The 17,283-nt window shown below is 57.4% G+C and carries 14 protein-coding genes and 1 tRNA gene; 2 read left to right on the top strand and 13 right to left on the bottom strand.

Translation table 11 applies throughout. From position 1 onward, the window contains the following. Positions 1 to 17 precede the first annotated feature (17 nt). The 6 genes from WCI03_02945 to WCI03_02920 are packed head-to-tail and all read right to left on the bottom strand — an operon-like array spanning position 18 to position 9,147. On the bottom strand, positions 18 to 833 hold the full coding sequence (locus WCI03_02945) for a DUF4159 domain-containing protein (GenBank protein MEI8138805.1): 816 nt from the start codon (positions 831 to 833) through the stop codon (positions 18 to 20). After that, on the bottom strand, positions 833 to 2,629 hold the full coding sequence (locus WCI03_02940) for a hypothetical protein (protein MEI8138804.1): 1,797 nt from the start codon (positions 2,627 to 2,629) through the stop codon (positions 833 to 835). Before WCI03_02940 ends, WCI03_02945 begins: the two co-directional genes overlap by 1 nt. Beyond that, entirely contained in the window at positions 2,629 to 4,890 is a 2,262-nt protein-coding gene (locus tag WCI03_02935) for a glutamine amidotransferase (GenBank protein ID MEI8138803.1), read from the bottom strand. Before WCI03_02935 ends, WCI03_02940 begins: the two co-directional genes overlap by 1 nt. Further along, positions 4,890 to 7,226, bottom strand: coding sequence for a BatA domain-containing protein (locus WCI03_02930; protein MEI8138802.1), 2,337 nt, complete (start codon positions 7,224 to 7,226; stop codon positions 4,890 to 4,892). Before WCI03_02930 ends, WCI03_02935 begins: the two co-directional genes overlap by 1 nt. Then, positions 7,223 to 8,137, bottom strand: coding sequence for a DUF58 domain-containing protein (locus tag WCI03_02925; protein MEI8138801.1), 915 nt, complete (start codon positions 8,135 to 8,137; stop codon positions 7,223 to 7,225). The genes WCI03_02930 and WCI03_02925 overlap by 4 nt, the downstream gene beginning before the upstream one ends. Continuing rightward, a complete protein-coding gene (locus WCI03_02920) occupies positions 8,137 to 9,147 on the bottom strand; it encodes a MoxR family ATPase (GenBank protein ID MEI8138800.1) in 1,011 nt (336 codons plus the stop codon). The genes WCI03_02925 and WCI03_02920 overlap by 1 nt, the downstream gene beginning before the upstream one ends. A 218-nt stretch (positions 9,148 to 9,365) precedes the next feature. Here WCI03_02920 and WCI03_02915 point away from each other — a divergent pair, with 218 nt between their 5' ends. After that, the gene (locus WCI03_02915; protein ID MEI8138799.1) at positions 9,366 to 9,635 is read left to right on the top strand and encodes a hypothetical protein; all 270 of its coding nucleotides are present in this window, start codon (positions 9,366 to 9,368) and stop codon (positions 9,633 to 9,635) included. Between the two features lie 5 nt (positions 9,636 to 9,640). Here the strand turns inward: WCI03_02915 and folD are convergent, their stop codons facing one another. The 7 genes from folD to WCI03_02880 form a co-directional block, all read right to left on the bottom strand. Then, positions 9,641 to 10,531 (bottom strand): bifunctional methylenetetrahydrofolate dehydrogenase/methenyltetrahydrofolate cyclohydrolase FolD, encoded by an 891-nt coding sequence (gene folD / locus WCI03_02910; GenBank protein ID MEI8138798.1) that lies wholly within the window; start codon positions 10,529 to 10,531, stop codon positions 9,641 to 9,643. Positions 10,532 to 10,545: 14 nt separating this feature from the next. Further along, positions 10,546 to 12,318, bottom strand: a complete 1,773-nt coding sequence (locus WCI03_02905; protein MEI8138797.1) for a formate--tetrahydrofolate ligase — start codon at positions 12,316 to 12,318, stop codon at positions 10,546 to 10,548. Positions 12,319 to 12,371: 53 nt separating this feature from the next. After that, on the bottom strand, positions 12,372 to 13,391 hold the full coding sequence (locus tag WCI03_02900; protein MEI8138796.1) for a dihydropteroate synthase: 1,020 nt from the start codon (positions 13,389 to 13,391) through the stop codon (positions 12,372 to 12,374). A gap of 300 nt (positions 13,392 to 13,691) precedes the next feature. Then, positions 13,692 to 14,069, bottom strand: coding sequence for a response regulator (locus WCI03_02895; protein ID MEI8138795.1), 378 nt, complete (start codon positions 14,067 to 14,069; stop codon positions 13,692 to 13,694). A 22-nt stretch (positions 14,070 to 14,091) separates the two neighbouring features. Further along, on the bottom strand, positions 14,092 to 15,264 hold the full coding sequence (locus tag WCI03_02890) for a CHASE3 domain-containing protein (protein ID MEI8138794.1): 1,173 nt from the start codon (positions 15,262 to 15,264) through the stop codon (positions 14,092 to 14,094). 12 nt (positions 15,265 to 15,276) lie between these two features. Then, on the bottom strand, positions 15,277 to 16,290 hold the full coding sequence (locus WCI03_02885; protein ID MEI8138793.1) for a hypothetical protein: 1,014 nt from the start codon (positions 16,288 to 16,290) through the stop codon (positions 15,277 to 15,279). Between the two features lie 17 nt (positions 16,291 to 16,307). Continuing rightward, positions 16,308 to 16,961: a hypothetical protein gene (locus WCI03_02880; protein MEI8138792.1), complete on the bottom strand. Its 654-nt coding sequence runs from the start codon at positions 16,959 to 16,961 to the stop codon at positions 16,308 to 16,310. Between the two features lie 201 nt (positions 16,962 to 17,162). Here WCI03_02880 and WCI03_02875 point away from each other — a divergent pair. Next, positions 17,163 to 17,239, top strand: a tRNA-Val gene (locus WCI03_02875). Positions 17,240 to 17,283: the final 44 nt, after the last annotated feature.

Here is a 17,283-nt window from a genome sequence, read left to right as displayed (position 1 = left end):
GCAATCAGATTCCTCTCTCAATGCGTAAACGTAAACAGCATCCAGTTGACAGCCCATTGGTAGATCATTTCCCGGACCGTATTATCACCGCCATGCCCGATTCCTTCACCCAACGGGTTGGAGGCTGTAGGCGGCGTCGAAATTTCCCACCCGCATCCGTCATCGTTCGGGCTGAAGAGCACGGCTGGCCGCCCATCCAATAAAACATACTGCCAGGGCCGATTCTCGAAAAAGGCAGCCTCCCCGGGCCAGGGACTGGGATAGACCATCTTGAAAACATCGGCCACACGCGGGTCTTCCTTGAGCAGCAAAATCGGTTCAGCGCCGGGAATCAGCTTGCCGACTTCCGGACGAACGGATTCGGCAAAAGCGCTGCCGCGGTTGTAGCAATCGTCAAGGATGAGGGTTCCCCCCCGTTTAAGCCAGAGCGAAAGATTCTCGGTTTCCTTCTCGGTCAACGACCAACGCCCATGGGAAGTGAGATAGACGATCGTGTAGCGGAAGAGGTCCGGACTGGCAAGATCCAGTCCGTCGTTGAAAACGTAAACCGGCAATTCGGTACGCTTGTTGATCTGGTAATGCACATAGGGAATGGCCGTCGGATCGGCATCCCAGTCAAACCCGGCCATGGCAGGCCGGATCCGCGGCATGGAAATCTTATTGCGCCGATCCTCTTCCCGCCCCGCCTCCCGGGTCTTGGCACTGTCGGCAGTGATCTCGCGGCGGTTCATCTGGCTGGCGCGCGCCGCCCAGGATTCGCTGGCCGGGGAAGGCAGGGACAACAGGCAGTAGACAGTAGACAGTAGACAGAAAATCTTGCTGGGGGTATTCATTATTTTCCTCCGGAAATCAGGCGGAAGTAATCGCCAACCGCATCCTCGGCACCACTGGGCCAACTCTCCGAATTAAGCCGTGCCTCCAGCTTCTGCTTGTCAATCGCCTGCGCTTTCTCTGCACGGACGGCCCGCTCCGGCTCCACCAGCAGATTCGTGGCCCGTTTCACTTTCTTCAGCCCGGCCAGAAGTTCGGTCTGTTGGAACCCGAAGCTCTTCTCCGTGAATTGGGCCAGATCGGGCCGGACAACCACGATCTGGAGGGAGCGGGATCGCCCCACCCCGGGCCCGGTCTCGGTATTGTTGTCGCGCGCCGAGAGTTCGACACGGATCCGGTCGCCCGGCAGCAGCCCTGGATTAAGTGCCTTGAAAGCCTCGGTAAACCGGCCATTCACCCGCTCGGACACCGGCTCCACGAGGCGTGAGGTCGACCCCTGCCTTGGCTCACGCCCCAGCATCGCGTCAATCGTATCAATGCGGTAAGCGAGCGACACCTCGGTCACCCCGAAATCGTCCTCGGCTGTATAGGGCACAGCGAAGGCCGTGGCCTCCTCGGCCAGCATGACGAGCTTGTCCTTTCGGATTCCCACCTGGATGGTCGGAACCAGATCCTTGTCTACCACGATCTCTAGATTGACCGGCTCGGTCATCTCAAAGCCCCGCCCATGGCGGCCAGTGAGCCGGATCGAGGCGCGACAAGGTTGGTCCACCGTGAACGAGAAGTGCCCAAAGCGGCCACTGACCGTGATCGCCTGCTTTTCGCCACCCGTCCACTCAACATAACTGAAATCCGGGTGGAGCTCGGTGGTGGATGAGAAGCTGACGAGAATACTGGTGCCGGCCAACGCCTGGATCCTGGGGATGCGACCGGAAAGGGTACGCGGCGGCTGTCCCACATAAGCAGGATAAACCAGCTCGTAACTGATCGCGGAAAGCTGCGGCCGTTCACCTACGAGAATAGTCCCGAACGGACTGCGGCGTCCGGCATAAGCAAAATCGTAGGTAAAGGATTTGTCGGTCTGCCCGATAGTATACGCCGCTGAACCCTCAACCAAAGTAAGGGGCTGGTGCGTCTCCCGGCCGGTATCGGCTTCCTTCATCCGAAGATCAATGGCGGTTCGGCGGGCACCCCGGGCATGCACCTTGAGGGTCACAGGATCGCCCCGGACCGCCGTCACATTGCCCGGCTCGATGGTAAGGGTAACGGGGAAAAGAGTATCAAGCACCGCGAGCCACGCCTCGCGCAACCGGACCACCCGATCGCTCATCAGGCGCGGAGCCGCGATTGCGAGGATCAAGGCCACAACAACAGGAACCATCGCAGCAAACAGGATTTTTCGAGGACGGCGCAGATCAATCAAGAGCGCGGGATCGTTCTTATGAAGCTCCGCAGTGGCCCTCGCCACAAGCGCAGCCACCAGCACGGGCGAATGACGGGACCCAGCCTTTCCACTCAAGGTTTCTTCACCCAACTGGTGCGCGCCAATGATCAGGTTATCCAACTGGCCGTGACGCGCCTCGATCTCGAGGGCTTCGCGGTCAAGCCGGATACGCCGGAAGACGGGCGGCAGCAGCCAACGGACCGCCGCAAAGGCCCCCACCCCGACGGCGGACAGGAAAAGAAGAAACAGTGGCCAGGACGGTAGCAGCAACGCCGAGTCAAGGAGCACCCAAATCAGGAGCATGCCCGGCCCGGCCAGCATGAACCGTCCCAAGCCCTCCAGCAAAGCCCAGCGGTTGCGGAACCGGCCGAAACCACGCAGGGCCTGAGTCAGATTGTCGAATGCTTCCTTCATTACGCCATTCCTCGCCGCTTGCGCACCAGACAGTCCACACACACCAGGATAAAAAACAGGAACAAGGTCAGAGGCAGGTTCCAGAGCGCAACGACGTGGGTTCGGCTAACCGTCTTCGACCGCGCACAAATCGATTTCATGAGAGCGTCACCCTGGTCCGGCGCGAAGGCATGGCCGCCGGTCGCCGCCGCCAGCTCGGCCATCCGTTCGGGACGCGCCCGCGGATCATCAAGTTCTTCCTCGCTATTCCCAGCTTGGAAACTGGAGACTGTGACCTCGATCCGGTTTGAGGCCGTGACGGTCCAACTGCCCGGCTCGGTGAGGGGCACCTCGTATTCATAGAGCCCGGGCCGGCTGCGACTGTCACGCGGATAGTAGACGACCTGAGTGCCGGACGGACTCGTCACGGTGACCACCAGGTCGGCACCCCGCACCGGCTGGTAAAGCTTGTCGATTAAGCGCGTGGAGAGCGTCAGGGTCTCGCCAACGGCCGGATCAGACCGGGAACGCTGGATTTCAGGGCGGCCGGGTTGCCGGCGTGGATCGGGGGCAAGGAAACGTAAGGAGTTGCCCCAGAAGCGACGGAAGCCGTCGGGAGCTTCGGGTTCGCGCATCATTTCCCAGCGCCAGGTGGTGTCGGCGGCGAGTGAAAGTACCTTGCCCTTACCCACATCCTGAACGGCGATGACAGGCATGGCCCCCTCCGGGAGCTGGCGAACGGCAAGCAGGCTGGCTCCCGGCTTCACCGCTCCTACCCGGTTACACCCTTCCAAAGAAGGAAGGTCGGACCAGAATTCACGGTTCGCCTCGGCATCGACCTCCAATTGCATGATCGGATGGACCTGCCCCATGGCTGTCGGCAGCAGGGGAAACTCCTTGGCCACCTGCGGGTCGCCCGGGACGGCGATCTCGAAGGGAAGAATCGACGCAAGCGGCGAATCCTGATAGCCACCGGCCGCATAGGCTGAGTAACCGCCCAGGGTGACAAGTCCGCCGCCGCGCCGGGCCACGAATTCGCAGAGCCAGCGGAGTTTGGTCTCGGCGAGATCGCCTCCCTGCCGGAAATAGGAACGCGGAATATCACCCAGAATCAAAACATCGTATTGGTAGAGATCAGATTCCTGCCCCGGCAGGCCGTCTCCGATGTCTTTGTGCCGCAATGCGCCCTGCCCGTACCAACCGCTTTTTGGTAGCATGGTGATGGTCGCCAGATCCACGACCGGGTCGCGTGCCAGCCAGTGTCCAAGCATCTTGCGCTCATCACGGGGGATGTCGATATAGAGAACCCGGATCCGGGCATCCACCACATCGAGCCGGTGCTCGGCCGCCAACCGATGTGCTGTGGTCCCCCCATGCACACCATCCAGGACGATACGGTAGACATGTTCCCCTACCCGGTTCGGCTTGACGACGAAGCGCACCGCGACAGGCGTCTTCCCCAACCGGATATTTTCCTTCACCGCGAGTGGCTCGGACAACCCCTTGTCGTAGAGGGAAACGCGCACCACCTGCTCCTCGAGTCCACTGGCCGTCAGGACAGCCCCGACCACGGTCTCATCCCCCAGCCGCACATAGGGAGCGGCGGAAGCGATGCGCACCTCAGCCCGGGCAGGAGGTTCCGGACTACCGAAAACAACCGGATAGACCGGCACACCCCGCGAAGCCAGCAGGGGCACCACGAGCGTTCCGCGGTCACCACCCGTATCGTTACCATCGGTCAGGAGGATCACGGCATCAAGATTGTCCTCAAGGCGCAGCGTATCACCCAGGGCACGGGTGAGTCCCGTGGCTCCCGCCATGGGTTTGGCCCCGTCACCGGGTTCCACATGCCAGGCAAAGGCATAACGGCTCAGGCTCACCCTATCCCCAAGATCGCGGACCAGGCGGCTGGCGAGATCCTGCGCGGCCTCGCGCCGGGTATGGCCACCCGCATCCTGCAAGTCCATGCTCTGGGAGGCATCCGCCAACAGCGCCACGCGCGGCGGTTGTTTCCAGTCGATGGCGAATCTCAACTCAAGTTGGATGAGCATGAGCAAAGCCAGGCCGAACCCACCCAGTCGCAGGGCGGCGAGCAAAAGGCGGTTACGCAACGGCATCGTATTCTGCGGCAGGAAATTGAGCGCGGCCGCCGCAAGGCCCACCACGCCCAGGAGAATGAGCAGCCAGGTCGGGACCGAAGCGCCGGCATAGAAACTCCAGTCGGTGACCTTGGCAATGGCCCCCTCTCCGTGAATCCCCAACAACTGGAAGAGAAATTTCATCACGCTCCTCCCTCACTGCGTTCCTTCTGGCGCTGCGCGTTGGCCCGGAAACCAATGAGGGCTTCCAGGACATAAGCGAGCATGAGCAATGCGATGAGCAGCGTCCAGAATTCAATACCCGCAAGCGACAGTTTCAGGGGTTGGCCCGGTCTCGCGATCCGGACGTCGCTACCAAACAGGTCACGGAGCCCGGGTAAGGCCATCAGCTCGGTACGACTCTCGCGCGGATCGGGATTGACGGTGAGGGGACGCGCATAACCGACGACATCCGCCTGGCCACGTTGCGGCTTCCGGATCTGGTAACTCCCCGAGGCCAGTGCTGGCAGCAGCACCGTCCGGTTGGTTGAAATGACCAGGGGTGCCAGTCGCGCGAGCGGCACCAGAACGGGCGTGGGTTGAGCTCCGGCAACCGCGGAGGCAGGAGGCTCCCCCTGCCGCCGAAGCGGAACCGGCACGATCTCCAACTCGCTCTCAAAGGCAAAAGCGGTCGCCGACACATCGAGAACCGCCGGGCAAGCGGCCAGCAGGCTGTCGGGGGAACGTACATTGAGCCGGCCCGTCAGGTAATCCATCAAGCGCCACATCAGCACCGGGAAAGCGCGGGTACGGGCGACATTCCCCGCCTCAAGCTCAAGCCCGAAGGCCAGCAGAACGGCCCGCCCCTGCCCGACGCGGCGCTCGACAGCCAGGGGCGTACCATCCTCAGCCTGAAAGAGCACTGAGGACTCGGGGGGAAGCGTCTCCAGTTCGCGGGCTTGCGAGAACCGCAGGACGGAAAGATCCCCCTGCAGCCGGTCACGGAAGGGAGCCAGCAGCGGATGCTGGCCGGCCGCGGGCTCGAGCCCGAGCGGCGTCTTGAACGTGCGGACATTTCCGATGAGGGCGGGCGAGAGTGCCCCTCGCTCACCGCTGGCGCTTGCCAGGGCACGATTGAACCGAACCGGGTTGCATTCTGCCGGACAGAAAAATAGAAGCGATTTACCGGAGCGGACAAAGGCATCAAGATCGGTCAGTGCATTGGCGGGCAGGTCGCTCACGCCATAGAGGACGATCACATCATACTTGCTCAGCGGCTGGAGCCCCATCGCCTCGGGCGTGCAAAGGGTCGACTCGATCCCGGTGCTGTAGGCAAGCCCGAGTTCGCGTCCCGGATTGAGAACCAGGCGCAGGAAGGTCGCCCCGTCGATCCGAGCCGCCCCGTCCTCTTCATGGGAAACACCGGCATCGGCCCCACCCCCGAGACGTCCAAGCGCGGAAGCCGACGAGGAAACGCCCTTGTCCGAGGGGCGCACGAGCAGGACACGGCAGGAGTCGGCCACATTGACCGGCACGAGGCGCAGATCATCCAGCGGATAGGCATCCGAATCCTGAAGTTGGATTTCCCCAAAAGTCCGTTGCGCCCGGTTCATCGGCGCCGTGAGGTCAACCACGGCCTCGGCAGCCGGTGATAGCAGGAGGGAACGTGTGGTAGCCAGGAAACGCCCCCCAACAGCCAGACGCAAGGTCGTGGATTTCTCGGCGGAACCACTGTTGACCACACGCGCCAGGATATGCACGTCATCACCGACGCGCACATCTCCACCCCGCGTCACCGCTTCCACGATTCCGATGTTCTCGCCAACCCCACCGGCGAGATCCACAAACACAAGGTCAAGAGCGGACCCGAGATCACGGCGCGCCTGCCCGATCCGGCGCAGGTCATCCTGCTGGCGGGTGGTAAAGGCGGAGGCGCGGAGATCGGTAAGGACCACGATCTGGGAACGCACCTCGCGACGTCCGCGGACCATATCGCACGCATCGGCCACGGCGCGAAGAAGGCCGGGCCCGGTCCCGTCTCCAGCCTTGATCGAGGCGAGCGCCGCCAGGGCTGGACTACTCTCGGGCTGAAGTGGAGCGAGGACCCGGTTCTCATCGCCAGCCACAATCAGCGCGCAGCGGCTGTGAGGCGCCAGTTCGCCCAGGAGCGAGGCCGCCCGCTCCCGTGCCACATCAATCAGGGGGGCACGGCCGCCCTTCGCATTTTTCCCTTCCGTCCGCATGCTGGCGGAAGCATCCACCACGACCACCAGATTACGGGGGGCGGGCCGCGAGACTCCACACGAGGTGAAGAACCGGGCCATCGCCAGGCAGAGGAGCGCCAGGATCAGAAGCCGGAGGAACAGTTGCAAGGGGTCAACGAGCCGCCAGGAAAAGACATTGTAGCGCCGCTCGGTACGGAGCAACCGGATACTGGGAAATGACTGGATCGGGAACCGGTGCCGGGCAATGAGGTGAAGGGCCACAGGAACCGACAGGCCGAGCAGACCCAGGAGCATGGCTGGAAAAAGAAAACTCATCCGCGGCGCCTCCGGTAGAGAAGATAATCACGCAACGCCAACTCGATCGGCAGACCTGTATGAATGAACCGGTAGTCAGCCCCGCCGGCAAGACTGCCCTCGCGAATAGCCTCCCGGAAAACACTGAACCGCTGTTTGTATTCCTGACGTTGACGAAGCGGATCGCACATCAGCTCCCGCCCGGTCTCGGCATCGCGAAAGCTGGTCAGCATTTGAAAGGGAAAGTCCACCTCGTCCTGATCCACCAGATGAAAAACAACCAACTCATGACCCCGGGCCGCCAACCGCTTGATGCCGTCCACCACCCGCTCCTCATCGCCGTGGCCATCCGTGATCAGCACGAGCAGGCTGCGACGGGGAAGGCGCAGGGCCATCTTCTGCAACGCGTTCGGAAGATCTGTTTCGCCGGCGGCCTGGAGTTGATTGAGACTCGCCAGCAGCGTAAAGAGATGACGCTGCCCCTGACGCGCAGGGACAAAGGTACGGATATCGGTATCGAAGGTCACCAGACCCGCCGAGTCCTGCTGCTTGCTGGAAAGATAGGCGAGCGAGGCGGCGAGGTAACACCCGTACTCCAACTTGGAAAGCCGGTTTTTGTCGGTGGGCTGGCAGCCCATGGAGCCGCTCACATCCAGGAGCGGAATCACGTTCATGTTCGATTCCATCTCGAAACGCTTGACGTAATAGCGCTCGGTGCGGGCCAGCAGTTTCCAGTCAAGCGTCCGGGGCTCGTCCCCCGGGGAATATTCCCGGTAGGCTTTGAACTCCACGCTATATCCATAGAACGGACAACGGTGTCGCGACGCGTACATCCCTTCCACCAGCAGCCGGGCCGAGAGCTCGAGGGAGCTGATCGACCGGAGGATCTTGGAATCCAGGAAGCGCATCGGAGCTGTGACCGGGACTGGCATCAGACTTTCTCAGGGACTGCCTCCAGCAGCGCATCGATCACGGCATCACTGCTGACCCCGTCGGCCACCGCGGCAAAATTGGTGACCAGGCGGTGACGAAGAACCGAATGGATGACAAAACGGACATCCTCGGCCGTCGCCTGAAAGCTCCCCCGCAACAGGGCATGGCTCTTGGCACCCAGGCTCAAATACTGTCCGGCGCGCGGACCGGCACCCCAATCAATGTACTTCTTGATTTTTTCAGGGGCCCCGGGCTTGCGAATATGGGTCGCCGTGACCAGCCGGACAATATAGTCGAGCACATGGTCGCTGATCGGGATCTGACGCACCACCTTGCGCATGGCGAGCACTTCCTCGCCAGTGAGGACCGGCTGCGGAGTTTCAAACCCGGAGGCGGTGGTGGCTTTAATGATCTGCTTGAGCTCCTGGTCGGTCGGGTAGTCAACCCAGAGATTGAACATGAACCGGTCGAGCTGCGCCTCCGGCAACGGATAGGTGCCTTCCTGCTCGATCGGGTTCTGGGTGGCCATCACCATAAACGGTTCCTCAAGCGCATACGTCTTGCGCCCGGCGGTCACATGTTTTTCCTGCATCGCTTCAAGCAACGCCGCCTGGGTTTTCGGTGGAGTCCGGTTGATCTCATCGGCCAGCAGCAGGTTGGTGAAAACCGGTCCCTGTACAAACACGAATTGTTTGCGACCCGTGGCATGATCCTCCTCAAGCACATCGGTACCCGTAATATCGGCGGGCATCATGTCGGGGGTGAATTGGATGCGCTTGTAGGAAACCGAGAGGGCCTTGGCGAGAGTACTGACGAGGAGCGTCTTGGCGAGCCCGGGAACCCCAACCAGCAGGACGTGCCCGCCCGCGAAAAGCGCCACAAGAACCCGGTCAATGAGATCCTCCTGACCGACAATTACCTTGCGGAGCTCGCGCAGAACCTTTTCCCTGGTCAAGCCCGCGAGTTCAACCATTTTGACATCGGCATCGGATACAGCAGGCTGTGTCATAGCGTAAAATCCTCTCGTTTCTGGGCAACTACTCAGGCCGACCAACAATTGATCAACCCTGTCCGTTCATTGACAGCATTATTTATGCCAAGTCTAAAACGTGCACTTTACGAGGGTTCAGATGCCTCAACTGCCTATTGCTATACGCATCGCAGAAAAATGGCCGCATTCTACAGTATGCATATCAGGAGCCATCCCGCTCACATTACAACTGGTTTGTGAAGTGTGAAAACCCTGTTGCCCTCTCTCCCTTACTCCCGGCATTTCTTGGCTCTGGGGCCGATACTAACGGGATAATCCCCGGTCATGGGCTTGCCGACCGCCGCTTCATGGGGATCGAGATGCTCGTGCCAGACCCGGATGTCACCCGGCGCGAAGGCGGAACACGGCGCAGCCGGATGGGTACGGGCAGGGTTAGCCTATCGACCTCCACCGAGTTGTCCTTTGTTGAGGATTTCATCCCTATGCCTATGGTCTTTTCATTTTAACAAGCCTAACGTGATATTCCGTTCGCACGCATGGCAGATTCAACGGTATTATAGAGCAACATCGTAATCGTCATGGGCCCGACACCGCCGGGCACGGGAGTGATCATACTGGCCTTGGCCATACACCCCTCAAAGTCAGCATCCCCCACTAACCGGAATCCGGCTTTCCTGGAGGGATCCTCAACCCGATTAACCCCGACATCAATGACCACGGCTCCCTCGCGGATCATGTCCGCCGTGACCGTATTGGGGCGCCCCGCCGCGGCAATAACGATATCCGCCTGACTGGTAAAACGAGCCATGTCCCTGGTCTTCGTATGACACACCGTTACTGTAGCATTACCCATCTTGCCCTTCGCCATCAGCAGATTAGCCAGCGGTTTGCCAACGATATTGCTGCGCCCGACAATCACCACATGCGCGCCTTCAATCTTCACCCCACTGCGAAGCAGCATTTGCAGCACCCCATGAGGAGTACAGGGGAGAAACGCTTTTTCACCCACCACCATCCGCCCAACATTCACAGGATGGAACCCATCCACATCTTTTTCGGGATCGATGGTGAGCAATACTTCACTTTCATTCAAATGCCCGGGTAAAGGTAACTGCACCAGTATCCCATTGATTTTTGGATCCGCATTCATCTTCCGGATCAAAGCCAGCAATTCCGCCTGAGAGGCATCGACCGGGAGGCGGTTATCATCGGAAAATATTCCGATCTCATGGCATGCCTTCTCCTTCGCCGTCACATAAGACCGGGACGCCGGATCATCCCCGACCAGAATCACGCCCAGTCCCGGCACAATCGCCTTCTCTTTCAACTTCGCAATTTCAACAGCCAGTTCCTCGCGGATCTGTCGGGCAATCTCTTTTCCATCAATGATTTTTGCGGCCATAATGTCCTTTGAAATTAAAACAGACCTTTTACACGACCCGTATCCACATCAATATCGATATTGTTAAACGCTGGCTCCGAAGCTGTGCCGGGCATCAGTTTGATTTCACCTGACACCGGCACCACAAAACCGGCACCGCGGTAGACCAGCATATCCCGGATCGGCAGCGTCCACCCTTTCGGGCGCCCCTTGAGCGAGGGATCATGCGAGAGACTGAGATGCGTCTTCACCATACAGGTCCCCATTGCGGCAGTTGCAGGATCGGCCTCAAACTTAATGGCTTTCTCCAGCGCCACATCGCTATAGGAAACTCCATCCGCGCCGTACACTTCCTTGGCAATCAGTTCGATCCGCTGACGTAACGGGGTCTTGAGATCGTAAAGGAATTTGAAGTCATTTTTCTCGTTAGCCGCAGCGATCACAACTTCAGCCAGCTCACGGGCGCCTTCGCCCCCTTTGAGCCAATGCTCGGAGAGCGCTACATACGCCCCATGCTGCTGGGCGACCTTCCGCACCAACGCCACTTCAGCCGCGGTATCCGTATAGAAACTGTTGATGCAGACCACGGGCCGCACACCGGACTTTTTAACGATTTCGATATGGGCAACCAGATTTTCACAGCCCTTCTCAAGCAGCCCGAGATTCTCGCGGGTATAGGCTTCGTCCAGCTTGGCGCCTGGCTTAACTTCCGGCCCGCCCCCATGCATCTTCAGCGCGCGGATCGTGGCCACCACAACCACTGCACTGGGCTTCAAGCCGGAGAACCGGCATTTCAGATTCCAGAATTTCTCAAACCCGATATCAGCCGCAAAACCGCTCTCCGTCACATGATACTCGGCCAGTCTGGTCCCGATTTCATCCGCAATGATGGAGCTCTGCCCGATAGCGATGTTCGCAAACGGACCGGCATGCACAAAAACCGGTTGACCTTCCACCGTCTGAACCAGCGTGGGATGGATGGCCTCCACCATCCAGGCCGCCATGGCTCCATCCACCTTAAGGTCGGCCGTGGTGATTTCATTGCCATCCCGATCACACGCCAACACCATCTTGCCGAGTCGTTGCCGTAAATCCTTGAGATCTTTGGACATCGCCAGAATAGCCATGACCTCACTGCCCACGGAAATCTGAAAGCCTGAGTCCATCTCGAAGCCATCCATTTTCCCGCCGCGTCCAATCGTGATATTGCGCAGACTCTGGGCACAGAAATCCATACACCACTTCACGCTTACCCGCGCAGGATCCACGTTCAGACGCCGGATCCCGGTTTTAGCCAGGCGGGCATCATCATAGTTTTTCTCATGCTGCATGCGGGACGTTAACGCCACCATGGCCAGGTTATGGGCATTTGTAACGGAGTCGATATCTCCCGTCATACGAATAGAGAATGGTGCCAGGGGAATACATTGGGCAAGCCCGCCCCCGGCGGCCGATCCCTTGATGTTGAAAGTCGGTCCGCCGCTGGGTTGCCGGATCGCACCCGTCACGGTTTTACCCAGAACGGACAATCCCTCAATCAGCCCGATCGTGGTCGTGGTCTTCCCCTCACCGAGCGGGGTGGGGGTGATAGCCGTGACATCGATATACTTTCCGATAGGCCGGGAGCCAATACGGTCCATGACCGCACGCTGGTCAATTTTCGCCAGCTGCCGGCCCATCATGATAACTTCACTTTCGTGAAGTCCCAGTTCCTCAGCCAACTGCAGCACCGGCTTCATGGTCATTTCAGCCGCTTCAGCAATCTGCCAGTCCTTCATTTTCGTCGGATCCAAGATCGGTCGTGTCATACTAGTATCCCTTTCCTCTGTAGCCGTGCCTGATAAGGCATATCATGATCTGATTACTCTACCAATTTACCCTCGCGATGGGCCATAATGAATTCCACACCAAACATATCCTCGCCCGTCAGCAGCGCCCTGGCAAGTTTGAAGGACTCCGAGGTCGTATCAACTGAGGCCAGTATTTTCGCGTTCATTTGGAGCGGATCCACGATACCACTGTCGCCCCCTGCCTCCACGACCATCCAGGTAAATGCCTGATTGATAAGTTTACGTGCTGGCATCCCGAAAGAGACGTTGCTCAAGCCTCCCGAAATATGAATTTCAGGGCCATAGGCCTTACGAATCGAAACTACGGCCTCCAGGAATGACTGGGCATTGTTCGAATCCGTCGCCACCGGGAACACCAGCGGATCGACATACACATCCCCGCCACAGATCCCCGCCTTGTTGAGCAGCGGCATCAGACGGTTGAGGTTGACTAGACGTTGTTCCGTGTTGCTTGGAAGATCCGTCTCACCGGCCGCAGAAGCAATCACAACTGCCTTGAATTCGGCCGCTACGGAAATGGACTCCTGCCTTTCGAGCGAAACAGAATTCACCATGGGGTGCCCCCGCAGGGGATCACAGGCCTCCAAGCCCGCACGCAGAATGGCAGGATTCGAGGAATCAATACTCAGGGGGATCGCGGCTGTTGCCTGCACCACGCCCGCCACCCACTGAATGGCCCGGATCCGCTCGGAGACATCTGTGCTGAACTCATCCACATTCACATCGAGGAAAGCTGCATCAGCCTGCTCCTGCCGCCGGGCCAAATACCGGAGATAATCCACTGCCGCAGCCTTACCGGCCGCATCACCATATAACCCTTGCCAGACAGCCACGGCACAATGCTTTATTTTGCCAGCCTCCCAGTCAGCCGTCTTTAGAAAATGACCGGGAATCGGCAACGTCCGACTGTCCGCCTTGCCTCCGTAGACAACTGCAAAACTGCCGTCTTCCACTTGCCTCACAAAAGTCCCACCCACCTTATATATACGGGTGCAATGGATATTCTCACCTACCACGATAAACTTTTTCATATACTGCTCCTATACGGTTCTACCGGAATGCTTTCACTATCTCAATTAGGTATAATGTCAGGCTTGTATAAACATGCCTTATTTTTGGATAATCAGGCTTCTTGAAAAAGAAAGATCTAGAAGCTAAAGATTATTTTACTGGAGGGCGAACCTTGCGTGAGACGCGTGAGCAGTGTGTAGCCCGTTCATAACTGTCCGACGTCTTCTGCGCAAACCCCTTCAACCTCATGTACTGCAAGAACTACTCTCGTACCACACTCATCGACTGACTCCTTAGTTCGGTCAGCACGGACTAGTCGGTCAGATCTTGGCAGCCTCGCCCAGTAAACGATTGACTTCTTTGGATATTATATCCAGTTTCGTCGTTTTAGGAAGGTAGCTGGTTACTCGCTTACCCCTGATTTCCTCAATCACCTCATTATCAAATATCAGCCCCGTCAACAGCAGGATCGGCATAGACGGCATGGTTTTCCAGATCTCTTCCGCCAGTGTTAAGCCATCCGTGTCCTCCAGCTGTTGATCCATGATAATCAAGTCCGGGGGATCAGATTGTAAAATGCGCCGTGCGGCATCAGCCGTACTGGCAATGGAAACCCTAAACCCCTTCATCGAAAGAACCGTTTGAAGGATAGTCGAGATTCTAGGTTCATCGTCAATGCTGAGAATATGTTTTTGCATAGGTACCCCGCAAATTTGTGATTTATACCCCAGGGGTGAAGTCAGTGTCCTTTTGCTCTTCCTGGCACAGACGCACCGTCATTACACCTCCGACTACTTTGTTCTGATCTCGAAGAGGAACCATATTGAAACGTATGGGAATGACGGCCCCATTCTTACACAACACGCTTCCCGGCCTTCCCTGAATTTCTCGCCCCTCTTTCACCGCCTGAACAAACTTTAGCTTTGTGGGGGCCTCGCCGGCAGGCAACTCAGGTATGTCGAGAATCTTAGCCATGGGGTTAAGCAGGATTTCCGGCAAATCGTAACCGGTGGTATGCACTACCGCCGGGTTGACCCGAATGATATTGAGCGCTTTACTGATGACGAAAATGTGATCATCAATCAGGTTGATGATCAAGTCACTGTAGCGCAACTGATGAGCCAGGGACTGCTCCGACCACTGCCGCTCCAGATTTTCAGCCTTCAAGCTTTCATTCGACCTGACCAGTTCCGCGGTACGCTCCAAGACCTTTTGTTCCAGGATCGCATTGGCATGCTCGAGCGCTGACGCCGCCTTGCGTCGGGCATCAATATCGTCACGAATCATCCATCCCAGAAAAACCAGCAGGAGAAAATTCAATCCCAACCCCGCCCACACCGTCCATCGTGTGGCTTGCGCCTGAAGGTACGAGGCCTTATCCCGCTGACGCAACAGTTCCTGCTGTTCCTCAGTGAGCTTTTGCGCAGCCCGCTGAATCTCCGCTAACAAGATGCTCCCGGAGTCGGCCTGCAGTTTCTCCAGCGCGGCCTCCTTGCCGCGCAGTTCCAAGGCCTGAACTAATTCGCGGGAAAGGACCATGCGTTTACCCACAAGCTCCTCGATCAATTGAATCCGCTCCCTTGACTCCGGTTCCTGGCGGGTCAGGGCCTTGGCTACCTCCAGATGTCCCACCATTTCATTATAATGGATCCGATACGCAGCCTGGTCCAGTTTGTCCGCTGTAAGGAGATAACTTCTCAGACTTGCCTCTCCCGCATGCAGGGAGGACACAATGGCATCCGTCTCGAGCATGACCGCATGGGTATGATTGACCCAGTCACTTGTGGCCATGGATCGTCTAATGGTGGTGACGGCGACAACCGCCACGACCATCAGGACTACCAGCATGACTCCAAATACCACGAACACCACCTTGATAATATTATTGTTCATAATGATGGAGCCTTAGAAGTTAACGACTATGCTTGAAGTGGGTGTGCTCGCCAGCGGCGGATCCAAAATTGGCGAGTCGGTTTTAACCACGGTCGACCCGAGTTGCCTTACCCCATTGTTCAAAACAAACTCTGATGCCGAAGTCCAATTCATGCTTACATAACCACTATAATTATCGGCGATTTCGCGAATTGTTTCTCCCGAATAATTTAAAGCTAGAATGTAACGATCGTCGCTGCAATCAATGTAGGCTTTGTCTTCAGTCGCATAACAGACATCGTGAAGCGTTTCTCCCGGAAGCCGCATGACAATCAGCCTCGTCTGGTAGCCCTTGCTTCTCAATACCTTATCGGCAAGAACAGCATAGTTGTAGGGCATTACCACCCGGAAGAATTGACTCGGATAAGATGTGGCGACGGACAAAGCGAACCACTCGATAGCCGGGATGAAAGCGGCCTCCAAGGCGTTCTGAGGCACCGCCGGCAGCGTGCCATCAATTGAGGGGACGACATTCGTAAGGGTCATGTTTTCAAGGAGTTCCCACGCCAGGGAATTGCTGAGGTTGGTGGTGGTTTGCACCAATACGTCTGCCCCGACCGTCCCCCAGATTCCCATCCTCAATCCCCCATTCTCCATCGTGATGGAAACAACAGGCGGGATCCCACCTCTACTGGCCTCCGTGATATTGGGGGGCAAGGATGGAGACGTCCACGACAACTCCCCATTAAGAATACTTTCGTTACCATTACTGGTGTAGGAAGAAATCGTGAAGAAAAAAGTCTTTCCCTGTGCTAGGTTCGCGATAGCTGCTGTTGTAGCAAGGCCGACATCCACTGTAGTTGAATAGGTATGCGAGGTTTGCCCATAATAAATCCGGTAACCGGCCAAGTCATTCAAGGGACTCCCATCCATGTAGTTGACCGGAGGATCCCACGCAAACGCCGCATCAGCTGCTTCCAGACTTGAAAGGCCGCATCCGCCCAAAAAGCAACCGACCCAAAGTATCCTGAAAGTCATTGCGCTCATTGGCTACCCTCGACTCATTATGGTATCTTTCTGAAATTCCCTGGCTTGTTCGGCAGACTTGTCCCACTTGACTTTTCCTGCGAATAGGCAGAAACAAAACCATTCACATTGCTCGCATTAATGGCAAAATACCACGGCCCACTATTGGTCGGGATAGTGATGGCTGCCGAAGTCAGGTTGGCTGCTAAATTGGTGAAACTGGTGTATACCCCTGAGATTTTTCCATAGCCTATGGTATATCCCGCCAGGGTCGCACCCGTGGTACTTATCAAACTACCATCCGTGTTGACGGTAGGCGTACTCCAACTCATCGACATTTTCCCCGTCTTAAATGCATAGGACAAGGAACTTAGAACGGGCGGAAGAGACACCCACCCATCAAATATCAATTCCGTGGAAAACACACTTTCATTACCGCTGGTATCGTAAACCGTCACCGCAAAATACGTTCGGTTCGATACGACAGGGATGGATGTGGTCAATACCATCCCCACATCTTGTGTCATCGTATAAATGCCAGAGTTTTGTCCCCAGTAGAGACGGTATCCCTGCACAGGACAGATCGTGCCATCGGTGTAATTGGTGCTGCTATCCCAAACCAGACTCGCAGCGAATAATGAAGTACAACCTGCGAGAATAAATAAACCACTGATGATGAGTTGTTTTTTCATAAACCCTCCTTTGTTGCCTACTACCCAATTTTTCTCCCATGTTGAGAAAATGATATGAGGGGGTTCGTCTGGCTTCTATGGGGTATAACCCTACCAGGAATGAAGGATGGTTCTTGATGAAGATGCAAACCACAAAACGTCATCACCGCTTGACGAAAGCCGCATCATTCGTCATCATGCCGACCTTCATGACTTCAAAGCGGGCAGTTAGCTCAATTGGTTAGAGCGTCTGGTTTACACCCAGAAGGTTACAGGTTCGAGTCCTGTACCGCCCACCATCCTTCGCACTGCGCCGTACGGCTTGAGCTACGGATGGTCTCCG

The organism is bacterium, assembly GCA_037143175.1.
GTDB lineage: Bacteria > Verrucomicrobiota > Kiritimatiellia > CAIKKV01 > CAITUY01 > JAABPW01.
Note: the sequence above shows the minus strand (reverse complement) of the source record. Positions and strands in the feature narration are given on the sequence as shown.